The organism is Dactylosporangium sp. CA-052675, assembly GCF_050947935.1.
Lineage (GTDB): Bacteria > Actinomycetota > Actinomycetes > Mycobacteriales > Micromonosporaceae > Dactylosporangium.
The window spans coordinates 515,218-534,151 of the sequence record NZ_CP192010.1 but is presented as its reverse complement, the minus strand read 5'-3'; the positions used below and the strand labels follow the sequence as shown (position 1 = coordinate 534,151).

At 74.0% G+C, this 18,934-nt stretch carries 19 protein-coding genes and 1 pseudogene; 6 read left to right on the top strand and 14 right to left on the bottom strand.

The features are described 5' to 3' along the window. Positions 1–77: 77 nt before the first annotated feature. The 7 genes from ACQP1P_RS02405 to ACQP1P_RS02375 all read right to left on the bottom strand — a co-directional run bounded on the left by ACQP1P_RS02405 (position 78) and on the right by ACQP1P_RS02375 (position 7,415). Positions 78–1,070, bottom strand: a complete 993-nt coding sequence (locus ACQP1P_RS02405; protein WP_433082678.1) for a Gfo/Idh/MocA family protein — start codon at positions 1,068–1,070, stop codon at positions 78–80. Beyond that, complete coding sequence (locus ACQP1P_RS02400; protein WP_433082676.1) at positions 1,067–2,500, bottom strand: NDP-hexose 2,3-dehydratase family protein; 1,434 nt, start codon at positions 2,498–2,500, stop codon at positions 1,067–1,069. Before ACQP1P_RS02400 ends, ACQP1P_RS02405 begins: the two co-directional genes overlap by 4 nt. Beyond that, a complete protein-coding gene (locus ACQP1P_RS02395) occupies positions 2,497–3,639 on the bottom strand; it encodes a nucleotide disphospho-sugar-binding domain-containing protein (RefSeq protein WP_433082675.1) in 1,143 nt (380 codons plus the stop codon). Before ACQP1P_RS02395 ends, ACQP1P_RS02400 begins: the two co-directional genes overlap by 4 nt. Beyond that, entirely contained in the window at positions 3,639–4,892 is a 1,254-nt protein-coding gene (locus tag ACQP1P_RS02390) for a cytochrome P450 family protein (protein WP_433082673.1), read from the bottom strand. The genes ACQP1P_RS02395 and ACQP1P_RS02390 overlap by 1 nt, the downstream gene beginning before the upstream one ends. After that, complete coding sequence (locus tag ACQP1P_RS02385) at positions 4,889–6,004, bottom strand: glycosyltransferase (protein WP_433082671.1); 1,116 nt, start codon at positions 6,002–6,004, stop codon at positions 4,889–4,891. The genes ACQP1P_RS02390 and ACQP1P_RS02385 overlap by 4 nt, the downstream gene beginning before the upstream one ends. Positions 6,005–6,081: 77 nt before the next feature. Beyond that, positions 6,082–7,089: a methyltransferase gene (locus tag ACQP1P_RS02380; RefSeq protein ID WP_433082669.1), complete on the bottom strand. Its 1,008-nt coding sequence runs from the start codon at positions 7,087–7,089 to the stop codon at positions 6,082–6,084. Between the two features lie 2 nt (positions 7,090–7,091). Further along, the gene (locus ACQP1P_RS02375) at positions 7,092–7,415 is read right to left on the bottom strand and encodes a TcmI family type II polyketide cyclase (RefSeq protein WP_433082667.1); all 324 of its coding nucleotides are present in this window, start codon (positions 7,413–7,415) and stop codon (positions 7,092–7,094) included. Between the two features lie 112 nt (positions 7,416–7,527). Between ACQP1P_RS02375 and ACQP1P_RS02370 the strand changes: the two genes are divergently transcribed. The 3 genes from ACQP1P_RS02370 to ACQP1P_RS02360 all read left to right on the top strand — a co-directional run bounded on the left by ACQP1P_RS02370 (position 7,528) and on the right by ACQP1P_RS02360 (position 10,455). After that, entirely contained in the window at positions 7,528–7,929 is a 402-nt protein-coding gene (locus tag ACQP1P_RS02370) for a hypothetical protein (RefSeq protein ID WP_433082665.1), read from the top strand. Next, entirely contained in the window at positions 7,926–9,203 is a 1,278-nt protein-coding gene (locus ACQP1P_RS02365; protein ID WP_433082663.1) for an FAD-dependent oxidoreductase, read from the top strand. Before ACQP1P_RS02370 ends, ACQP1P_RS02365 begins: the two co-directional genes overlap by 4 nt. Before the next feature lie 82 nt (positions 9,204–9,285). Continuing rightward, positions 9,286–10,455 carry a class I SAM-dependent methyltransferase gene (locus tag ACQP1P_RS02360; protein WP_433082661.1) on the top strand — a complete coding sequence of 390 codons (1,170 nt, stop codon included), beginning with the start codon at positions 9,286–9,288 and terminating at the stop codon, positions 10,453–10,455. A 47-nt stretch (positions 10,456–10,502) separates the two neighbouring features. Here the strand turns inward: ACQP1P_RS02360 and ACQP1P_RS02355 are convergent, their stop codons facing one another. The 5 genes from ACQP1P_RS02355 to ACQP1P_RS02335 are packed head-to-tail and all read right to left on the bottom strand — an operon-like array spanning position 10,503 to position 14,156. Next, entirely contained in the window at positions 10,503–10,949 is a 447-nt protein-coding gene (locus ACQP1P_RS02355) for an SRPBCC family protein (RefSeq protein ID WP_433082659.1), read from the bottom strand. Positions 10,950–10,952: 3 nt separating this feature from the next. Continuing rightward, positions 10,953–11,207, bottom strand: a complete 255-nt coding sequence (locus ACQP1P_RS02350) for an acyl carrier protein (protein WP_433082657.1) — start codon at positions 11,205–11,207, stop codon at positions 10,953–10,955. 23 nt (positions 11,208–11,230) lie between these two features. Beyond that, complete coding sequence (locus tag ACQP1P_RS02345) at positions 11,231–12,448, bottom strand: ketosynthase chain-length factor (protein ID WP_433082655.1); 1,218 nt, start codon at positions 12,446–12,448, stop codon at positions 11,231–11,233. Between the two features lie 11 nt (positions 12,449–12,459). Then, a complete protein-coding gene (locus ACQP1P_RS02340) occupies positions 12,460–13,731 on the bottom strand; it encodes a beta-ketoacyl-[acyl-carrier-protein] synthase family protein (RefSeq protein WP_433082653.1) in 1,272 nt (423 codons plus the stop codon). Next, positions 13,728–14,156, bottom strand: a complete 429-nt coding sequence (locus ACQP1P_RS02335) for a cupin domain-containing protein (protein WP_433089782.1) — start codon at positions 14,154–14,156, stop codon at positions 13,728–13,730. The genes ACQP1P_RS02340 and ACQP1P_RS02335 overlap by 4 nt, the downstream gene beginning before the upstream one ends. Positions 14,157–14,423: 267 nt before the next feature. Between ACQP1P_RS02335 and ACQP1P_RS02330 the strand changes: the two are divergent. The 3 genes and pseudogenes from ACQP1P_RS02330 to ACQP1P_RS02320 form a co-directional block, all read left to right on the top strand. Further along, positions 14,424–14,567 (top strand): annotated as a pseudogene (locus ACQP1P_RS02330) (glycosyl transferase family 28); the annotation flags it as partial. A gap of 166 nt (positions 14,568–14,733) precedes the next feature. Next, positions 14,734–15,588 carry a glycosyltransferase gene (locus ACQP1P_RS02325; protein WP_433082651.1) on the top strand — a complete coding sequence of 285 codons (855 nt, stop codon included), beginning with the start codon at positions 14,734–14,736 and terminating at the stop codon, positions 15,586–15,588. Between the two features lie 212 nt (positions 15,589–15,800). Next, the gene (locus tag ACQP1P_RS02320) at positions 15,801–16,616 is read left to right on the top strand and encodes an AfsR/SARP family transcriptional regulator (RefSeq protein WP_433082649.1); all 816 of its coding nucleotides are present in this window, start codon (positions 15,801–15,803) and stop codon (positions 16,614–16,616) included. A gap of 123 nt (positions 16,617–16,739) precedes the next feature. Here the strand turns inward: ACQP1P_RS02320 and ACQP1P_RS02315 are convergent, their stop codons facing one another. After that, entirely contained in the window at positions 16,740–16,943 is a 204-nt protein-coding gene (locus ACQP1P_RS02315) for a cold-shock protein (protein ID WP_190251253.1), read from the bottom strand. 279 nt (positions 16,944–17,222) lie between these two features. Further along, positions 17,223–18,896: a phenylacetic acid degradation protein PaaN gene (gene paaN / locus ACQP1P_RS02310; protein WP_433082647.1), complete on the bottom strand. Its 1,674-nt coding sequence runs from the start codon at positions 18,894–18,896 to the stop codon at positions 17,223–17,225. Positions 18,897–18,934: the final 38 nt, after the last annotated feature.

Genomic DNA, 18,934 nt, shown 5'->3' with positions numbered 1-18,934 from the left:
ACCGTCCCGACCTTGGCACTCACCGGTTGCGAGTGCCAAGTCCTTGTTTAGCACTCTGACCCGGCGAGTGCAAGCAATCAGGCAAGACCGCCAGGTGAACCGGTGGAGGAGGCCCGGCGGGCGGTGCGCCGCACCTCATCGACGAGTTCCGCGGTGCGCAGCGTGGCCGGATCGGGCTCGTGGCGGCCCTCGCGCACCTGGGCCGCGAAGGCCTCGAACGCCCGCCGGAACTGGTCGTCGGCGGGCAACCGCTCCTCGTGTTCGCCCTGGGCGTCCGTGATCCGCACCACTGGTTCGAGGCCGGCCGGGGCGGTGAACGCCCGGTCGAGCAGGAGCCGGCCGGTGGAGCCCCAGGCCGTGTACCACGACCCGTACGCGTGCTCCAGCCCGAACCGGACCCCGACCATCACCCCGCCGGCCGAGACCAGCAGCGCGCTGCCGCCCACGTCGACCCCCGTGCCCGGGTCCTCGCGCAGGCAGGCGCCGACGAGCTCCAGCTCGCCGAAGAGGTCCTGGGCGGCCCGGATCGGGTACACCCCGAGGTCGAGCAGCGCCCCGCCGCCGAGCTGCGGGGAGTACCGGACGTCGGTCGAGGGCAGCGGCGGGATGCAGAACACGGCGTCGAACGAGCGCGGCTCGCCGATCCGCCCGGCGGCCAGCAGCTCCCGGACCGCCCGGTGCTGGGCGTGGTGCGGGAAGACGAAGTTCTCCCGCAGCACGAGCCCGCGCGCCGCGGCCAGCTCCACCAGCTCGCGGGTGTGCGCGGCCGAGGCGGTCAGGGGCTTCTCGGCGAGCACGTGCTTGCCGGCCTCGAGCGCGGCCCGCGTCCACTCGTGGTGCAGGCCGGTCGGCACCGCGAGGTACACGGCGTCGACGCCGGGGTGGGCGAGCAGCTCGTCGTAGCCGACCGGCTCGCCGCCGAACTCGGCGGAGTACCGCGCCGCCTTGTCCTTGTCCCGGCTGGCGACCGCCGCCACGACGGTGCCCGGGCACGCGCCGAGGGCCGGCAGCGCCTTGCGCCTGGCGATGCTGCCGCAGCCCAGCACGCCGACCCGCAGCGGGGCGCTCACCAGGCACCCCGCAGACCGGTCACGAGCGTGCGGGCCTGCACGTTGACGTAGTGGCTGTGCCGCAGCAGGTCGGCGAGCTGGTCCAGGGTCATCCAGCGGTGGTCGGGCGTCTCCTCGATCTCGACGTCGTCGGCGGGCTCGACCACGACGTAGCGGCTCTCCGCGCGGTAGAAGCGGCCGCCCTCCTCCGACAGCACGGTGTCGTACCGGATGCTCTCCCGCGGCGCGTTGAGCACCGTGTCGAGGTGGGCCGGGCGCTCGTGCGGGGGCCGGTGCCGGTAGCTGTCCGGGGTGCACTGCACCGTCGGGGCGAGCTCGACCACGTCCAGGTAGCCGGGCTCGACGCGGGCGTTGACCAGCACGTGGAGCACGTCGTCGATGCGCCGGGCCAGGAACGCGGCCAGGCCGAGCCCGTGCGGCTCCAGCAGCGGCTGGCGCCACGAGGCGATCTCGCGGCCGCGGGCCTCGACGTCGACCGCGATGACGCTGAAGTACCGCCCCTCCTCGTGCGAGATCGCGTCGTCCTCCCGGTGCCAGCGCTCGACCTGGTTGAGCGGGACCAGCCGGGTGACGACCTCGTGCCGGCTCTGGCAGTCGGTGATCCAGCTCATGATCTCGCCGGTGGAGTGCAGGGAGCGCTCCCCGGTCAGCGAGCGCACGGTGGCCACCGCCCAGTCGTCGTCGGCGTGCGAGAACGCGCCGCCGAGGCCGGGTCCGGACAACGGTAGGCAGGACAGCACCGTGCGGGAGTCCATGTTCACCAGGTTGTCCACGTTGAGCAGCCGGTGCAGCTGCCCGATGGTCACCCAGCGGAAGTCCTCGCCGACCGGCACGTCCTCGTCGATCTCGACGATCATGTTGCGGTTGCGCTTGCGGAAGAACCAGGAGCCCTGCTCGGACTGCAGCACGTCGGCGATGATCTGCTCCGGCCGCGCCTCGCGGAAGTGCCGCAGGTAGGGCACCGCCCGGCCGCCGTGCACCTGGGTGTAGTTGCTGCGGGTGGCCTGGACCGTGGGCGAGAGCTGCAGGTCGTTGCAGTTGCCCGGCTCGGTCTTGGCCTGCATCAGGCAGTGCAGCACCCCGTCGAACTCGCGCACGAGGATGCCGAGGATGCCGATCTCGGGCTGGTGGATGATCGGCTGGCTCCACTGGGGCACCGGGCCGTAGTCGCTGCGCACGTGCAGGCCCTCGATGAGGAAGTACCGGCCGCTGACGTGCCCGAGGTTGCCCGTGGCCGGGTCGAAGGACCACTGGCCGAGCTCGGCGAAGGGGATGCGGGTCACCTGCTGGCGCAGCGCGGCCGCGCGGCCGGCCCACCAGTCGTGGAACTCGTCGTTGGGGGTGACGGGGCTGTCCAGGGCCATCGCCGAGCGGGCGATCCGCTCGGCGAGGGACACCCGCAGGTCCCGCACGCCGGTTGCCGTGTTCATGCTTGGTCTCCGATCCGTGAGAGGTGACTCAGGACTTCGGTCGGACTGGGAGCTGCCGCGGCCTCGGCGCGCAGAACACCGGCGCGGGACGCGAACGAGGGCTCCTCCAGGAGCCGCTCGACGGCGTCGCGGATGAGCGAGTCGTCGGGGTCGGGCGAGCCGAGGTCGATGGCCGCGCCGGCCTTCGCGAGCTGGGCGGCGTTGAGCTTCTGGTCGGGTACGCCCGGGCAGATCACCTGCGGCACGCCCTGCACCACCGCGGTCATGAAGGTGCCGCCGCCGCCCGGCGAGACGATCGCCGCGCAGCCGGGCAGCAGCTGGGCGAGGGGTGCGTGCTCGAGCAGCACGACGTTGTCCGGCACGGCGCCGAAGCCGGCCCGGTCGCGCGCGGCGACGGTGACGACCACGTCGACGCCGAGCTTGGCCACGGCGGCCACCACGCGGGCGGCGTCGCTGCCGCCGCCGCCGTAGCGGCCCAGGACCGAGCCCCAGGTCACGCAGACCCGCGGCCGGCCCGGGTCCCGCTGGAGTGGGCCGGGCCAGATGGCGTCGCGGTTGTACGGCACGTGCCGCACCGCCTGCCGGGGCCCGTCGGGCTCGAGCTGCAGGCCGGGCGGGCAGGGGTCGATGGTGAACGCGCCGCGCGGGTCCGGCACCGCGACCCCGGCGCGCTCGGCGAGCGGGGCGAGGGCCTCGGCCTCCCACCGGCGCAGGGTCTGCGGGAAGTCGACGCCCCACAGGTGGCGCACGTGCGCGATGCCGGCCCGGGCGGCCACGATCGGGGCCGCGTACGTCGTCGGCTCGTGCACGATGACGTCCGGCCGCCACCGCTCGACGAGCTCGGTCAGGCCGGGCAGCATCGCCTCGGCCATCGCGGTGAAGATCGACAGCGGGTGCCCGACCGGGAGATCGGCCGCCCGGGCGCGGCTGGGCGCCGCGGGCATGTTGGGGATGAGGGCCGCGAGGTCCACGTCGGTGCCGATGCGCGCGGCCGGCAGCCCGGCCGCGCAGATCTCGGGCACGATCGCGGGCTGACCGGCGACGAGGACGTCGTGGCCGGCGAGGCGCGCGGCCCAGGCGAGCGGGATCATCGGGTGCAGGTGGGACGGCCACGCCCAGCTGGTGAAGAGCAGGCGCATCAGCGGGTCTCCGTCCGGCCGAGGACGCGCCCGGGGTGCACGGGCAGCGCCAGCGGGGACCGCACGATCGGGCTGTGCTGCCAGCCGACCTCCCGCGGGGGGACGGCCAGGGTCAGCTCCGGGCACCGGGCGGCCAGCGCGGCCAGGCCGGCGCTCGCCTCGACCCGGGCCAGCGGGGCGCCCAGGCAGTAGTGCGGCCCGTGCCCGAAGGCGAGATGCCGCGGCTCCGCGCGGCCCAGCAGCAGCCGGTCGGGCTCGGCGTTGGCCGCCGGGTCGCGGTTGGCGGCGGCGAAGGACACCATGACCGGGTCGCCGGGGCGCAGTTCGGCGCCGCCGAGCAGGACGGGCTCGGTGGGGAACATCCAGAACGACGTCTTGACCGACCCGTCGTAGCGCAGCAGCTCCTCGACCGCGTCCGCGCAGCGCCCGGGCTCGGCGTGCAGGGCCCGCCACCGGCCGGGGTCGGTCAGCAGGTGCAGCACGCTCGTGGCGAGGAACCCGAGGGTGGTCTCGTAGCCGCCGATGAGCAGCACGAACAGCGTCGAGCGCAGCTCGGGCCCGGTGAGCCGGTCGCCGTCGGCCGCCGCGGCCGCGAGGGTCGACACGAGCCCCTCCCCGGGTGCGCGGCGGGCCGCGGCGACCAGTTCGTCGAGGTAGTCGAACAGGCCCCGCACCGCCGCCTTGCGCCGCCGCGCCGACTCCTCGGGCCCGGCCTCGGCGTCGTCGGCGACGATCGTGCGGATCCAGCCGCGGAACCGGTCCCGGTCCCCCTCGGGCACGCCGAGCAGCTCGCAGATCACCATCGCCGGCAGCGGCTCGGCGAACGCGGTCACGAGGTCCACCGCGTCCCGCCCGGCGAGCCCGTCGACGAGGTCGTGGGCGAGCCGGTCGACCTGGGTCCGCAGGCGGCGGACCGGCCCGGCCGCGAAGACGCCGGAGACGAGCCGGCGCAGCCGCGCGTGGTCGGCGCCGTCGGTGATGCCCACGTGCGGCGCCATGACGTCCGGGTCGGCGGTCGGGTTGGCCCGGTTGGCGGCCAGCCAGTCGGCGCGGGCGTTGCGCGGGTCGCGGCTCATCCGCGGGTCGGCGAGCAGGGCGCGCGCCTCGGCGTAGCGGGTCACGAGCCACACCCACTGCCCGTCGCCGGTGCGGGCGCGGTGCACGGGCCCGGCCTCGCGGAGCTCGGCCAGGAACGGGTAGGGGTCGGCGTCGTGGACAGCCGCGAAGGGGTCCGGGAGCACCCGCACCGTCACGACGCCACCTCCGCGAGCAGCGGCACCAGGGCGGGGGGCGGCGGGGCGGCGGCGTTGTCGGCCGCCAGGCGGCGCGTGGCCGACGACACCGAGGGGTCGCCGAGCAGCTCCTGCACCGCGGCCGAGACGAGCGCCGGGTCGGCCTCGGCGCCGGGCACGCAGCGGCCCGCGCCGGCCGCGGCGACCCGTTCGCCGTGGTCGAAGTTGTCGTTCACGAACGGCATCGCCAGCTGCGGCACCCCGTGGGCGGCGCACGTCATCGTGGTGCCGGCGCCGCCGTGGTGGATCGCGACGGCGGCCCGGGGCAGGACCTGGTCCAGCGCGAGCCAGCCGGCCGCGACGACGTGCTCCGGCAGCGGGCCCAGCTGGTCGCGCACGGCCGGGTCGACGGCGAGGGCGACCGCGAGGCCGAGGGCGCCGAGGCGCTCGACGATGCCGAGCAGCAGCGCCTGCACGGCGGGCGCGCGGCCGAGGAACGATCCCGCGGTCACCACGGCGAGCGGGCGCCCCGGGTCCCCGAGGTCCCCCGGTTCCTCGGCGGCGCCGTTGTACGGCACGTAGCGCATCCGGCGGCTCGGCGGCTGCCGCGGCAGCTGGAGCTCCGCGGGGCAGACGTCGAGGCGCAGCGCCTCCGGGGGCGGGGCGGCGAGGCCGAAGCGGGCGTAGACCGGCGCCAGCTCGTCGTGCGCGGCGTCGTGCAGCTCGGGGCGGCTGGCGATGCCGTACGTCTGGATCGCGAACGGCACCCCGAGCGCGGCGGCGGCGATCGGCCCCGCGAACTCGGTCGGCTCGGTCAGCACCAGGGCGGGCCGCCAGGACTCGACCAGGTCGGCGAGGCCGTCGACGGTCCGCGCGGCGAGCCGGCCGAAGCCGCGGCCGGTGCCGGTCAGCAGCTCCCGCCGGTCGGCCGCCGGCTCCGGGCGCATCACGGCGCGCGGGTCGAAGGGGTCGGTCGCGGCCACGACCGGCAGGCCGGCGGTGGCGGCGTAGGCGACGAAGGGCTCGGGCGTGGCGACGAGGACGTCGTGGCCGGCCGCGCGCAGCGACCAGCAGAGGGATACGAGGGGCAGGAAGTGTCCGTGCGCCGGACAGGTGGTCACGAGGACGCGCATACGGGGAGACTCCAGACGACAGGGGCCCGCGGCCGCGGGGACGTGGCCGCGGGCTCCGAGCAAGCACTGGAGCGGGCTCAGGCCCGCTCGGCGACCAGCACGTGGAACGGCAGCCCGGGCACCTGCCGCTGGACGATGTTCGTGAAGCCCGCGTTCGTGATCATGTCGTGGTGGGCCTGCTGCGAGTGCACCTCGCCGGCGGCCGTCCACGAGAGCATGAGGATCGAGAAGAGGTACGGCTCCGGGTCCTCGGCCGGCGCGCCGTCGCGCACGAAGCTCACGACGCCGAGCCGGCCGCCGGGCTTGAGCGCCCGGGCGGCCCGGGTCAGCAGCTCGGTGCACCGCTCCTCGTCGAAGTGGTGGAGCACGTTGGTGACGAGCACCAGGTCGTGCGGGCCGGCGTAGTCGACCTCGAACATGTCGCCGGCGATGAACCCGGCCCGGTCGTGCACGCCGAGCTCGACCGCGTGCTTCTCGGTGATCGGCAGCACGTTGTCCCAGTCGAGCCCGGTCACCCGGGCCTGCGGGAAGCGGCGGGCGAGGGTGAAGCCGTAGAGGCCGTGCCCGCAGGCGACGTCGAGGATCGACAGCGGGTCGCGCCCGGCCGCCCACGGCTCGAGCAGGTCGCCCATGACCTTCGCGGTCGGCAGGGTGACGGCGGAGGCGTACTCCGCGAACGTCTCCCAGTAGGCGAAGCCCGGCGTCTCGGCGTTCTGCTCCTCGACGGTGCCGCCGTGGCGCACGGCGTCGGCGAGGCGGCCGAGCGAGTCCCACTCGAAGCGGCTGACCACCACCCGGGTCATGTCGCCGAGGTAGCCGGGGGCGGAGCTGACGAGCACGTCGGCCGCGCCGTCGGCGAGGGCGTAGCGCTCCCCGCCGGCGGTGAGCAGCCCGACCGCGGCCAGGGCGTCGAGCAGGATGCGCATGCCCCGCGGGTCGGCCCCGGCCCGCTCGGCCACCGCCGCGGCCGTGTCGGCGCCGCCGTGCACGGCGTCGAACACGCCCAGCTCGACGGCGGTACGCAACAGGCTCGTCTTCTTGTAGGCGCGCATCATCTCGTTGACGCTCGCGCGAGTGACGGTCATGGCTACTCCGCCGACCACTCGTAGAACGGCTTCGCCTCGGCGTCGCGCATGGTCGGCCACTGCGGGTCGTACGGCGTGATGAGCGTCGACATCTGCCGGTTCACCTCCTGGAACAAGGGGTGGTCACGGTTCTCGTAGAGGCGCTGGCGGAACTCCCCGTCGGCCTCGACCAGGTGCAGGTACAGGCCGCGGAAGCCGTAGAGGGTGCGCCGTTGCGCGCCGATCTGCCGGGGCAGGTCGGTGCCGTCGTGGGCGCCGAAGACCTCGGCGATCCGCTGCTCGTTGCCCTCCGGCAGGCGGCCGATCATCAGAATCTTGTGCTTCACGCGGCCAGCTTGGCAGCGGCGGATTGAACCGGGATGGACTCGCGCCGGACCGGCCCGGGTGCGTCCATCAGCTCTCAAGGAGCACTCCAGCGACGGCCTTTACGTTCCGCTCATGGCCATCACCGCATTCGACAGACCCGATGTCCCGGACGGCTGTGCCGAGCTGAGCGAACGCGCGCGGGAGCCGGTGACCGCCGTGCTCGCCTTCCTGGGCACGACCGGGCAGCCCAGCCCGGGCGACGGCGCCGCGGACCACGTCGCCGGCCTGCTCGGTGTCCCGCCCGAACGCCGGGCGCCGCTGCTGGCCTGGGCCCGCGGCGAGCTGTCCGGCGAGGATCTGCTGGCCGCGCTGCGGCACCTGGTCGCGTCCCCGGACCTGCTGGAGCGGGGGCTGCTCATCCACTGCCTGCGGGGCATCCGCGCGGGCGCGCTGGAGCCGGAGGAGCTGGTGCGCACCGCGGTCGTCCTGCTGGCCCAGGCGCCCGCGCTGGCCGCCGGGCGGGACCCGGTATGAGCGAGGAGACCGACTGCTGCGTGGTCGGCGGCGGGCCGGCCGGGCTGTTCCTCGGGCTGCTGCTGGCCCGCTGCGGCGTGCGGGTCACGGTGCTGGAGAAGCACGGCGACTTCCTGCGCGACTTCCGCGGCGACACCGTGCACGCCTCGACGCTGCGCCTGCTCGACGAGCTCGGCCTGGGCGAGCGGTTCCGCAAGATCCCGCACCAGCGGCTGGACCGGGTGCGGGTCCAGCTCGACGGGGGCACGTTCGTGCTGCCCGACTTCACGCGACTGCCGCCGCCGTACTCGTACCTGGCCATGGCCCCGCAGTGGGACCTGCTGAACCTGCTGGCCGAGGCGGGCGCCGCCGAGCCGACGTTCCGGCTGGTCATGCGGGCGACGGTGACCGGGCTGCGCGAGTCGGACGGGCGCGTGGCCGGCGTCGAGTACACCGACGCCGACGGTGGGACGCACCGGCTCGCGGCCGCGCTGACGGTGGCCTGCGACGGGCGCTCGTCGGACGTGCGGCGGCTGGCGGGGCTGGACGGGTACCGACGACACTTCGGCGCCCCCGAGGACACCCTGTGGTTCCGGCTGCCCCGCCGTGCGGGCGATCCCGAGGGCCTCGTCATCCGCTTCTCCAACGGCCGCGGCATGGTGCTCGTCGACCGCGGCGACTACTGGCAGGTGGCGTACCTCATCCAGAAGGGCTCCTACGAGCGCCTCCGGACCCAGGACGTCGACGTGGTGCGCCGCACCGCCGTGGCGCTGCTGCCGTGGCTGGCCGACCGGATCGGCGAGCTGGGCTCGTGGGACGACGTGCGCGTGCTCGACGTGCGGATCGACCGGCTGCGCCGCTGGTACGCCCCCGGCGTGCTCTGCATCGGCGACGCCGCGCACGCCATGTCCCCGATCGCCGGGGTCGGCATCAACCTCGCCGTGCAGGACGCGGTCGCCACCGCCCGGCTGCTCGGCGGCGTGCTCGCGGCCGGGCGGGTGCCGAGCGTGCGGCAGCTCGCCGCGGTCCAGCGCCGCCGCCGGTGGCCGACCGTGCTCGTGCAGGGGCTGCAGCGGGTGATCCAGCGCGACGTGTTCACGGCCGACGACCCCGACGCCGAGCTGAACATCGGCCGCACCGACGCGAAGCCCGCGCCGCCGATCCGGCTGATGCAGCGCTTCCCGGCGCTGGGCGGCCCGCCGGCCCGGCTCGTCGGCCTCGGCCTGCTCCGCGAACGCCCGCCGCGCCCCGCACTGCGCGACGGGACCACCACAACCGTGAGGGAGATCGCATGACCGGTCCGCAGCGAAGCGGAGGAGCCGGCATCAGCCGGCTCGGGCCAAGTCAGGCCACCGACGCACGAAGCGAGGAGGCGGCATGACCGAACAGGAGACGGTGGAGGCCTTGATCCTCGCCGTGGGCGGCCGGCCGGACGACGTGCGCGCCGCCGTCGACCGGCTCGGCCCCGAGCCGGTCGCCGAGGCCGTCGTGGCGGAGCTGCGCTTCCGCGCCGCGCCCCCGGCCGACCTGCCCGAGGTGAACGTCCAGCTCGACCTGGTGCACGGCGGGCGCACGCTGGGGTTCGTCGTCACCCTGTCCGGCAAGGGGGCCACCGCCGCCGCCGGGCTGGACCCGGACGCGCCGATGTGGGTGTCGTACGAGCTCGCCGACCTCGTCCACGCGGTCTACGGCCCGGCCGGCGCCCGGGCCGGGCACACCCGCCGGGTGGAGCTGCGCCTGGGGCGCGACGAGGACGGGCCGCCGAACCCGAAGGCGTACCTCGTGAAGCTCGAGCCGGTCGCCCGGGCCACGGACGCGCTGCTCGCCGCCGTCGACCCGCGCGAGCCGGACCTCGGCGACCTGGCCGTGCGCTACGGCACCGACAAGTGGGGCGGCCTGCACTGGTTCACCCCGCACTACCAGCGGCACTTCAGCGAGCTGCGGGACGAGCCGGTCCGGCTGCTCGAGATCGGCATCGGCGGCTACGAGCAGCCGCACCTCGGCGGCGGCTCGCTGCGCACGTGGAAGCGGTACTTCCGCCGCGGCCTCATCTACGGGCTGGACATCTTCGACAAGTCCGCGCACGACGAGGCGCGCATCACCACCCTGCGCGGCGACCAGAGCGACCCCGCCTACCTGCGCGAGATGGCCGAGCGCTACGGCCCGTTCGACATCATCGTGGACGACGGCAGCCACATGTCCGGGCACGTCTTGGTGTCGCTGCGCGCGCTGCTGCCCTACGTGCGCCCGGGCGGCTACTACGTGGTGGAGGACCTGATGTTCTCCTACTTCCAGGGCTTCGGCGGCAGCCCGACGGACCTGAACTCGCCGGACACGTCGGTCGGCTTCCTCAAGACGCTCGCCGACGGCCTGCACTACGAGGACCGGCCCGGCCTCGATCCGGCGCAGGCGCGGTACTTCGACCGCAACATCGGCGCCGTGCACTTCTACCGCGGCGTGGCGGTGATCGAGAAGTCGGTCAACGCCGAGGGCTCGCTGCCGCCGTGGATCCCGCGCTCCGGCCTGCCACCGCGCCGGGCGCAATGACCAAGGAGGGGGCCCGCCGCTCGGCGGGCCCCCTCCTTGGTCTCGATTCAGCGTGCGGCTTCGACCAGCGACTTGATCCGCTCCAGCTGCACGGCGCTGTTGCGGTTGATGCGCGCGGTCATGCCGGCGTCGTCGACGGGGGCCGTGGGCTTCATCGCGAAGTCCTGCACCCACCGCATCCGGACGCCGCCCGGGACCTCCGTGTAGTCCCAGTGGATCCGCATGTACTCGAACGGCCCGGTCTCCACCCGGTGCGCGCTGACCGTGCGGGTCGCCGCGTCCGGGGTGCGCTCCGAAACCCAGCTCCAGACCCGGCCCTCCTCGTCCGGGTGCATGGTGAGCCGGAAGCGGATGGTCTCGCCCTCCTGGGCCAGCACCTCGGCCGAGGCGTACTCGCTGAACAGCTCCGGCCACGACGGCACGTCGTTGGTCAGCTTCCAGACGAGGTCCATGGGCGCGTCGATGACGATCGCGTTCTCCGTGTGCCCGGCCACGGCTCAGGCCGCCGATCGGCCGGCGTGCAGCAGGGCCACGGTGTCCTGCAGCGTGGTCTCCTTCTCCACCAGGCCCTCGGGGATCTCCCGGCCCGTGCGCTGGGCCAGCCGGGCGGTGATCTCCAGCACCGCGAGCGAGTCGAGGCCGATCTCCTCGTAGGTGGCGCCGGGCGCGGCCCCCTCGACGTCGACGCCCGTGTCGGCGCCGGCCACCTCCCGCACGATCTGCCGCAGGTCCTCCACCGTGAACTCGGACATGGTCCGTCTCCTTTCGTCGTTCGTTACAGCGACAGCACCAGCGCCGCGTTGAACCCGCCGAAGCCGCGGGCCAGCACGAGCGCGTGGCGCAGTGGGGCGGGGCGGGGGGCGCCGAGAACAAGATCGATCTCGTACTGCGGCGCGGGCGCGGCGGTGCCGGTGGTCGGCGGGATCACCTGGTCCCGCAAAGCCAGCAGCGCCGTCGCGGTGTCGAGGGCGGAGCCGCCCGCGTAGAGCCGCCCGGTCATGGACTTCGGCGCCGTCACCGGCACCCCGCCCGGGCCGAAGACCGCCCGCAGCGCCTCGGCCTCCAGCCGGTCGGGCTCGGGGGCGCCGTGCCCGTCGGCGAAGACCACGCCGATCTCGCCCGGGCCGAGGCCGGCGTCGGCCAGGGCCAGCTCGATCGCCCGGCGCAGCCCCGGCGGGCGAGCGGGCCGCCCGGGGGCGCCGCCCGGGGGCGGGTCGAAGGTGGCGGCGTAGCCGGCGACCCGGCCGTAGACGCGCGCGCCGCGCTCGGCGGCGGCCGCGGCCGACTCGACGACCAGGATCGCGCCGCCCTCGCCCGGCACGTATCCGCTCGCCGCGGCGTCGAAGGGCCGATAGTGCCCGTCGCCGCTGAGCAGCCCGCTCGCGCCCTGGCAGACCAGCGCGTACGGCGAGAGCGGCGCCTCGGTACCGCCCGTGAGCACCAGCCGCGAGCCGGTGCGCACGGCCCGGCGGGCGTCGGCGATCGCGTCGAGCCCGCCCGCCTGCTCGGTCACCCGCACCCCGCACGGGCCGCGCAGGCCGTGCCGGATGGACAGCTGGCCGGTGGTCGCGGCGTAGAACCAGGCGATGGACTGGTACACGCCGACGAACTGCGGCCCCTGGCCCCACAGCTTCTGGATCTCCCGCTGGCCGAACTCGTTGCCGCCGGACGAGCCGGCGGTGATGACGGCGAGCTCGTACTCGGGCCGGTCCGCCAGCTCGGCCCCGGCGTCGAGCAGGGCCAGGTCGGCGCCGCCGAAGGCCAGGTGCGTCCAGCGGTCGGTCTGCACCGCCAGCCGGCCCGGCACCCGCTCCTCGGCGCTGAACGCCTCGACCTGCCCGGCCACGCGCACCGGGAACCCGTCCGGGTCGAAGCGGGTGATGGCCGTGATCCCGTCGCGTCCGGCCAGCGTCGCCGCCCAGTACTCCTCGTGGCCGATCCCGTTCGGCGCCACGATCCCGAGGCCGGTGAACACCGCGTCGTCAGCGTTCATGCCGTGCGCGTTCATGCCGCCACCGCCCGGTCCGCGGTGAGCACCACGGCGGTCTGGAAGCCGCCGAAGCCGCTGCCGACGCTGAGCACCGTGTCGACGCGCCGCTCGCGCGCGGTGAGCGGCACGTAGTCCAGGTCGCACTCGGGATCGGCGTGGTGCAGGTTCGCGGTCGGCGGCACGACGTTGCGGTCGATGGCCAGCGCGCACGCGGCCAGCTCGATGGAGCCGATCGCGCCGAGGGAGTGCCCGACCATCGACTTGATCGAGCTGACCGGGGTGCGGTAGGCGTGCGCGCCGAGGCTGTCCTTGAACGCCGCGGTCTCATGGCGGTCGTTCTGCTTGGTGCCGGAGCCGTGGGCGTTGATGTAGTCCACCGCCTCGGGGTCGAGGCGGGCCTCACCGAGCGCCTGCCGGATCGCCTCGGCCATCTCGCGGCCGTCGGGCTTGAGGCCGGTCATGTGGAACGCGTTGCTGCGCCCGGCGAAGCCCGCGATCCGGCCGTACACGTGCGCGCCCCGCCGCCGCGCCGCGCCGGCCTCCTCCAGCACGAGCACGGCCGCCCCCTCGCCGAGCACGAACCCGTTGCGGGTGCGGTCGAACGGCCGGGAGGCGTGCTCCGGGTCGGCGTTGTCGGGCGAGGTGGCCCGGATGGCGTCGAAGCACGCGACCGTGATCGGCGAGATCGGCGCGTCGGTGGCGCCCGCCAGGACGATGTCGGCCGCGCCCTCCTGCACCAGCCGGAAGCCGTGCCCGACCGCGTCCAGGCCGGAGGTGCACCCGGTGGAGGTGAGCGAGACCGGGCCCTCGGCCCCGGCCAGCCACGCCACCTCGCGCGCCATCGAGCTCGGCACCAGGTAGTCGTAGAGCGGCGCGACCGCGCGGGCCGGGTCGACCCGCCAGTTCTTGCCGCCGTCGCTGACCTCGACGTAGTGGTCCTCGAGCTTGATGGTGCAGCCGACCGCGCTGCCGAGGCTCACCCCGACGCGCTCGGGCGGCACCCGCCCGAACTCCACGCCGCTGTCGCCGAGCGCCTCGCGGGCCGCGACGAGGGCGAACTGGGCCGCCCGGTCGAGCGTGCGCGCCTGCTCGGGGCTCAGCCCGTGGGCGAGCGGGTCGAAGTCGACCTCGGCGGCGATGCGCGAGCGGAAGCCGGTCGCGTCGAACAGCGAGATCGCGCGGGTCGCGGTGCGGCCGGCGGTGAGCAGGTCCCAGAAGGCCTTGCGCCCGACGCCACCGGGCGCGACCACGCCGATCCCGGTGACGACCACCTCGCGCCCGCTCATTCGGCCGGCGCCAGCCGCATCGGCGCCTCCCCCGGGTTCGGCTGCGGCTCGGTGTCGACGTGGCCGAGCTCCGGGCGCGGGGCGAGCGGTCCGAGGTGGAAGACCACGAACGCCTCCGTCGTACCGCGGTTCTCCACCCGGTGCCGCACCTCCTTCGCCACGAAGACGGACTCGTCCGGCCCGAGCGGCACGGGCTCCCCGTCCAGGCGCACGGTCACGTCGCCGCGCACGACGAAGAGGAACTCCTCCGAGTACGGGTGGTAGTGCTCCGAGACGAACTCACCCGGCTGAAGCGTCAGCGCGCCCATGAAGCCCGAGGTGGCCCCGACGGTGGCCGGGCCGAGCAGCACCCGCAAGTCCCCGCCGCGACGGCGGTTCGGGGTGGCGTCGGCCAGGCGGACTGCCGTTGATGTGTGCTCCACGATTGATCTCCCCCTGCTGGGTCTCGTCCTGAGCGATCGTTCCAGCGGGTCCTGGACCGGCCCTCGCGGCGAACTGGAACGCGGGCCGCACCCCCGGCGACCCGGGCCGGGCCGCGCGCGGCCCCACCGGCGAGTTCCGAGGCAACTCCCAGGCAGGTAGTGGCGTTCGTCACGCATCCGGCAAATCGCCAGCAAGGGGTCGAGCCGCTCCAGTTCGGCTCCAGTCCGGTTCTGCATATTCACAGAGGCGAACATCACGAGGAGGCATCAATGAGAGTCCTTTTCACGTTGGCCGCCGCGGAGGCGCACCTGTATCCGCTGGTGCCGCTCGGCTGGGCGTTCCGCGCCGCCGGGCACTCGGTGCTGATGGCGACGAGCGCGGACTTCGTGCCCGCGGTCACCGCCACCGGGCTGCCGGCCGCGGCCGTCGCGGACGAGGTCGACCTGGTCGGCTGGCTGCGGCCGCCCGGCCCGCCGCCCGGCCCGGCCTCGGGTCCGCCGGCGGGCGCCGACCGCGCCGGGCCGCCGTCGCACGGGGAGATGGCGGCGCGCACCGGCCGCGCGGTTCGGCGAGCTCGCGGTGCGGGCCCTCGCCGGCACCCGGGCGCTGGTCGAGCGGTGGCGGCCGGACCTGGTCATCGCCGAGCCGGCCGAGTTCGCGGGCCCGTCGGCGGCGGCCGCGGCCGGCCTGCCCTGGGTGCGCCACCAGTGGGGCCTGCCGCTGCGGCCGGAGCTGGCGGCGAACGCGGTCGAGGCGGTCGCGGCCGGGGGCGGCGCCTGGGCCGAGCCGGTGCGGACGCTGGACGTGTGCCCGGGCAGCGTGCAGTACCCGGGCGTGGACGGCGGCCTGCGGATGCGCTACGTGCCGTTCAACGGCACCGCGGTCGTCGAGCCCTGGCTGCTGGAGCCGCCGGCCCGCCCGCGCGTGCTGCTCACGCTGGGCACGATCCTGCCCCGCGACGAGCGGGCCGAGCCGCTGTGGCGCCGGCTGCTCGAGCAGCTGTCCGGGCTCGGCGCGCAGGTGTGCATCGCCGTCGCCGACCGGCACCGCGCCTCGCTCGGCCCGCTGCCGGACGGGGTGCGGGCGGGCCGGGTGCCGCTGGCCCAGGCCCTCGCGGGGTGCTCGATGATCGTGCACCACGGCGGCTCGGGCACCGCGATGACGGCGATGGCCGCGGGCGTGCCGCAGGTGATCCTGCCGCACTTCGCCGACCAGTTCGGCAACGCCGAGCGCTTCTCGGCCGTCGGGGCGGCCCGGGCACTGCCCCCGCACGAGGCCTCCGACGCCGAACTGCGGGAGGCGTGCGAGGCGGTGCTGACCGACCCGGCCCACCGGCGCGCGGCCGAGTCCGTGGCGGCCGAGAACGCCGCCGCGCCGAGCCCCCACGAGATCGCGGCGCAATTTCCGTCAAACCTTCAACCGATTCACGTATGACAATGCTACGCAACACAATTACTCGCGCCGCAACTTCCTGTGGCGGCAAAACCCCTGGTGAGCCCGCGATCCCGGCGCCCGGCGCGCCGGGCAACCGCGCGGGCGCGAACGAACACGGCCGGAAATTCACGGAGGTGCGATCCACGTCTTACAATAGAGAAATGTCAATTTGCTGACATTGTTGAAAGCGCACCAACTAACGGGGAGTACACGTGCATTTTCGCGTCCTGGGCCCTCTGGAGGTCGAGCACAACGGGAAAGACCTGACACCGCGGGCGGCGAAGCAGCGCAAGGTGCTGGCGGCGCTGCTTCTGCAGGGCAACCGGCCGGTGAAGATCTCTGAGCTCATCCGCGAGCTCTGGGACGACGAGCCCCCGGCCAGCGCGGTGAACACCCTGCAGACCTACGTGCTGCGCATCCGGCGCATGCTGGACGCCGCGGCATCGGAGGGCGGCCGGCCCTCCGGCAAGCACGTCCTGCTCACCGCGCCGGTCGGCTACCAGTTCCGGCTCGGCCACGGCCAGCTCGACCTGCACGACTTCGAGCGGCTCTCCGAGGCCGGCGTCGAGGCCATGCAGCACAACCAGTTCCACATCGCGGCGATGCAGTTCCGCGCCGCGCTCGAGCGCTCACGCGGGCCCGCGCTCGCCGACGTGCAGGCCGGGCCGTTGCTGAGCGTGCACGTGGCCCGCCTGGCCGAGCAGGTGCTGCGGGTGCGCGAGCTGCGCATCGAGGCCAACCTGCGGCTGGGCCGGCACGCGATGCTGATCAGCGAGCTGACCGGCCTCGCCGCCGAGCACCCCACCCACGAACGGTTCCACGGCCAGCTCATGGTGGCCCTCTACACGGCGGGCCGGCGCGCGGAGGCGCTGGACCTCTTCCGCCGGCTGCGCGCCTCGATGGTGCGCGAACTCGGCCTCGAGCCGGCCGACTGGCTCACGCGGCTGCAGCACGCCATCCTCACCGGCGAGTCCGGGCCGTTGAACCCGGTGGCAACCCCGGCCTACCAGGCCGCCTCGTCGTGGTGAAACCGCGCGAGCGGCGCGATTGGCAAGAATTCGGGCATTGACCAGCATGCCGGAGAACAAGGGCGCAGGGCACCGTTCCTCAACAACGAGGACGGTGCCCCGGCGCGGTATTCGGAGTCTGGGTCAGGCGAGGAGCCGGACCCCTTCGGCCTGCGGACCCTTCTGACCCTGCGCGATCTCGAACTCGACGCGCTGTCCGTCCTCCAGCGACTTGTAGCCGTCCATCTGAATCGCGGAGAAGTGGACGAAGACGTCCTGCCCCCCGTCGACCGCGATGAACCCGTAGCCCTTCTCGCTGTTGAACCACTTGACGGTGCCCTGTGCCACGGTGCACTTCCTCTACTTCGGACCTTCTGCCTCCCGGCCGGCTGTGGGAAACCGAGCCGCGGTCTTCGACCACAGCCGCCGGGACCGGGGGTGGCCTCCAGCGAGAGGAACGACGACCGAACCGCACGGTACAGGAGTAGTCGAGGCGCCGACAGGCCCAAATCGGACAGCAAGGTCACGAATCAAACAGCCGGAAAAGGTCGCCGAGCATGCCTTCTCGCAATTTTTCCTTGCAGAGTCAAGCATCGCCCGGCGACTACGTGTTACTGACCTTCGGCGCTACACGTGACGGCGTGACTGAACTACACGGAAGCGGCTCGCGACGTAGGCACCGTCGGTGAGCGCGGCATTGGCGGCGGGATTGGCGCCGCTGGCGTGGAAGTCGGAAAACGCGGCCGACTGGTTCACGAAGACGCCGCCCGTAAGGTTGACTGACAAATGCACACCTGCAAGCAGCGCGGCCTCTTCGACGGCGTCGAGGACCTCCGGCGACGTCGAATACACCGAAGCGGTCAATGCGCCCTTCTTGCCGACGGTGTCCGCGAAGATCCGCAGACTGCCCGCCGTGGAATCGGTGGCGACAACGAAGGAAATGGGGCCGAACCACTCCGAGCCATAAGTGTCCGCATCGCCCGCGCCGAGTTTCCGGATGAGCGGCGTACGGACCGTCGCCGACGCATAAGCCGGGTGTGAAACGTCTGAGGATTCGAGCACCGGGTCGCCGACCGTCGCGGCTTTCTGGAGCCTTTCCAGAACGCCCTCGTTCACGATTGCGCCGGTGAGTTCCACGCCCTTCGCGGGCTCCGCGGTGAGCGCCGAGACGGCCCCGGCAATGCCCTGGGCGACCTCATCGAGCGTCTTGTGCCCCTCGTTCGTGGCGATGCCCGTGGCGGGCACGAGAATGTTCTGCGGAGTGGTGCACATCTGCCCGGAGTACAGCACCAAGGAAAAGCCGATGTTGCGGCACATTCCGGCGAAGTCGTCGGTCGAGTCGACCACGACGGTGTTCACGCCGGCCTTCTCGGTGTAGACCACGGCCTGGCGCGCGTTGGCCTCCAGCCAGTCGCCGAACTCGGTCGAGCCGGTGAAGTCGATGATGCGCACCTCGGGGCGCAGGGCCAGGGTCTTCGCGAGCCCCTCGCCGGGCGCCTCGGCGGCCAGCAGCACGAGGTTGGGGTCGAAGCCGGCGTCGGCGAGCGTCTCACGTGCGATCTTCACGGTGATCGCCAGCGGCAGGACGGCCCCCGGGTGCGGCTTGACGATCACCGGGTTGCCCGTGGCCAGGGACGCGAAGAAGCCCGGGTAGGAGTTCCAGGTCGGGAACGTGTTGCAGCCCACGACCAGGGCGGCCCCGCGCGGTACGACATGGAAGGTCTTGGACATGTGCAGCGTCTGGCCCTTGCCCGCGGGCTTCTGCCAGTCGGCCGTGGCCGGGGTGCGCGTCATCTCGCGGTAGGCGTAGGCGACCGCCTCGAGGGCCCGGTCGAACGCGTGCGGCGCGCCGGCCTGGAAGGCCATGACGAAGGCCTGGCCGGTGGTGGCGTGCACGGCGTTGGCGAGCTCGAACGCGGCCTTGTGCAGGCGCGCCAGGATCTCCAGGCACACGCCGGTGCGGGCCTGCGGGCCGGCCGCGCGCCAGGCGGGCATGCCCTCGGCCAGCGCGGCGAACGCGGTGTCGAGGTCGAGGTGGGGGTAGCGCACGTCGAGCGCGATGCCGAAGGGCGAGGCCTCGGTCGCGACCCAGTCGGTGATGCCCGGCTGATCCTTGAGGGGGAAGTCGGCGCCGAGGTAGGCCTTGTACGCCGCCTCGCCGTCGGCGGCGGCGTGCTCGCCGTAGACGCGCGGGCTGGGCGACTCGGGGTAGTTGGACCAGTACGCACGCTCGGCGATCGCGGTCAGCGCCCGCTCCAGCGTGTCGGCGTGGCTGGCGAACATGGGGTGTGAGTTCTCCATGGCGCCATCCTGCCACCGCGGAGCGGGCCCGCCGACCA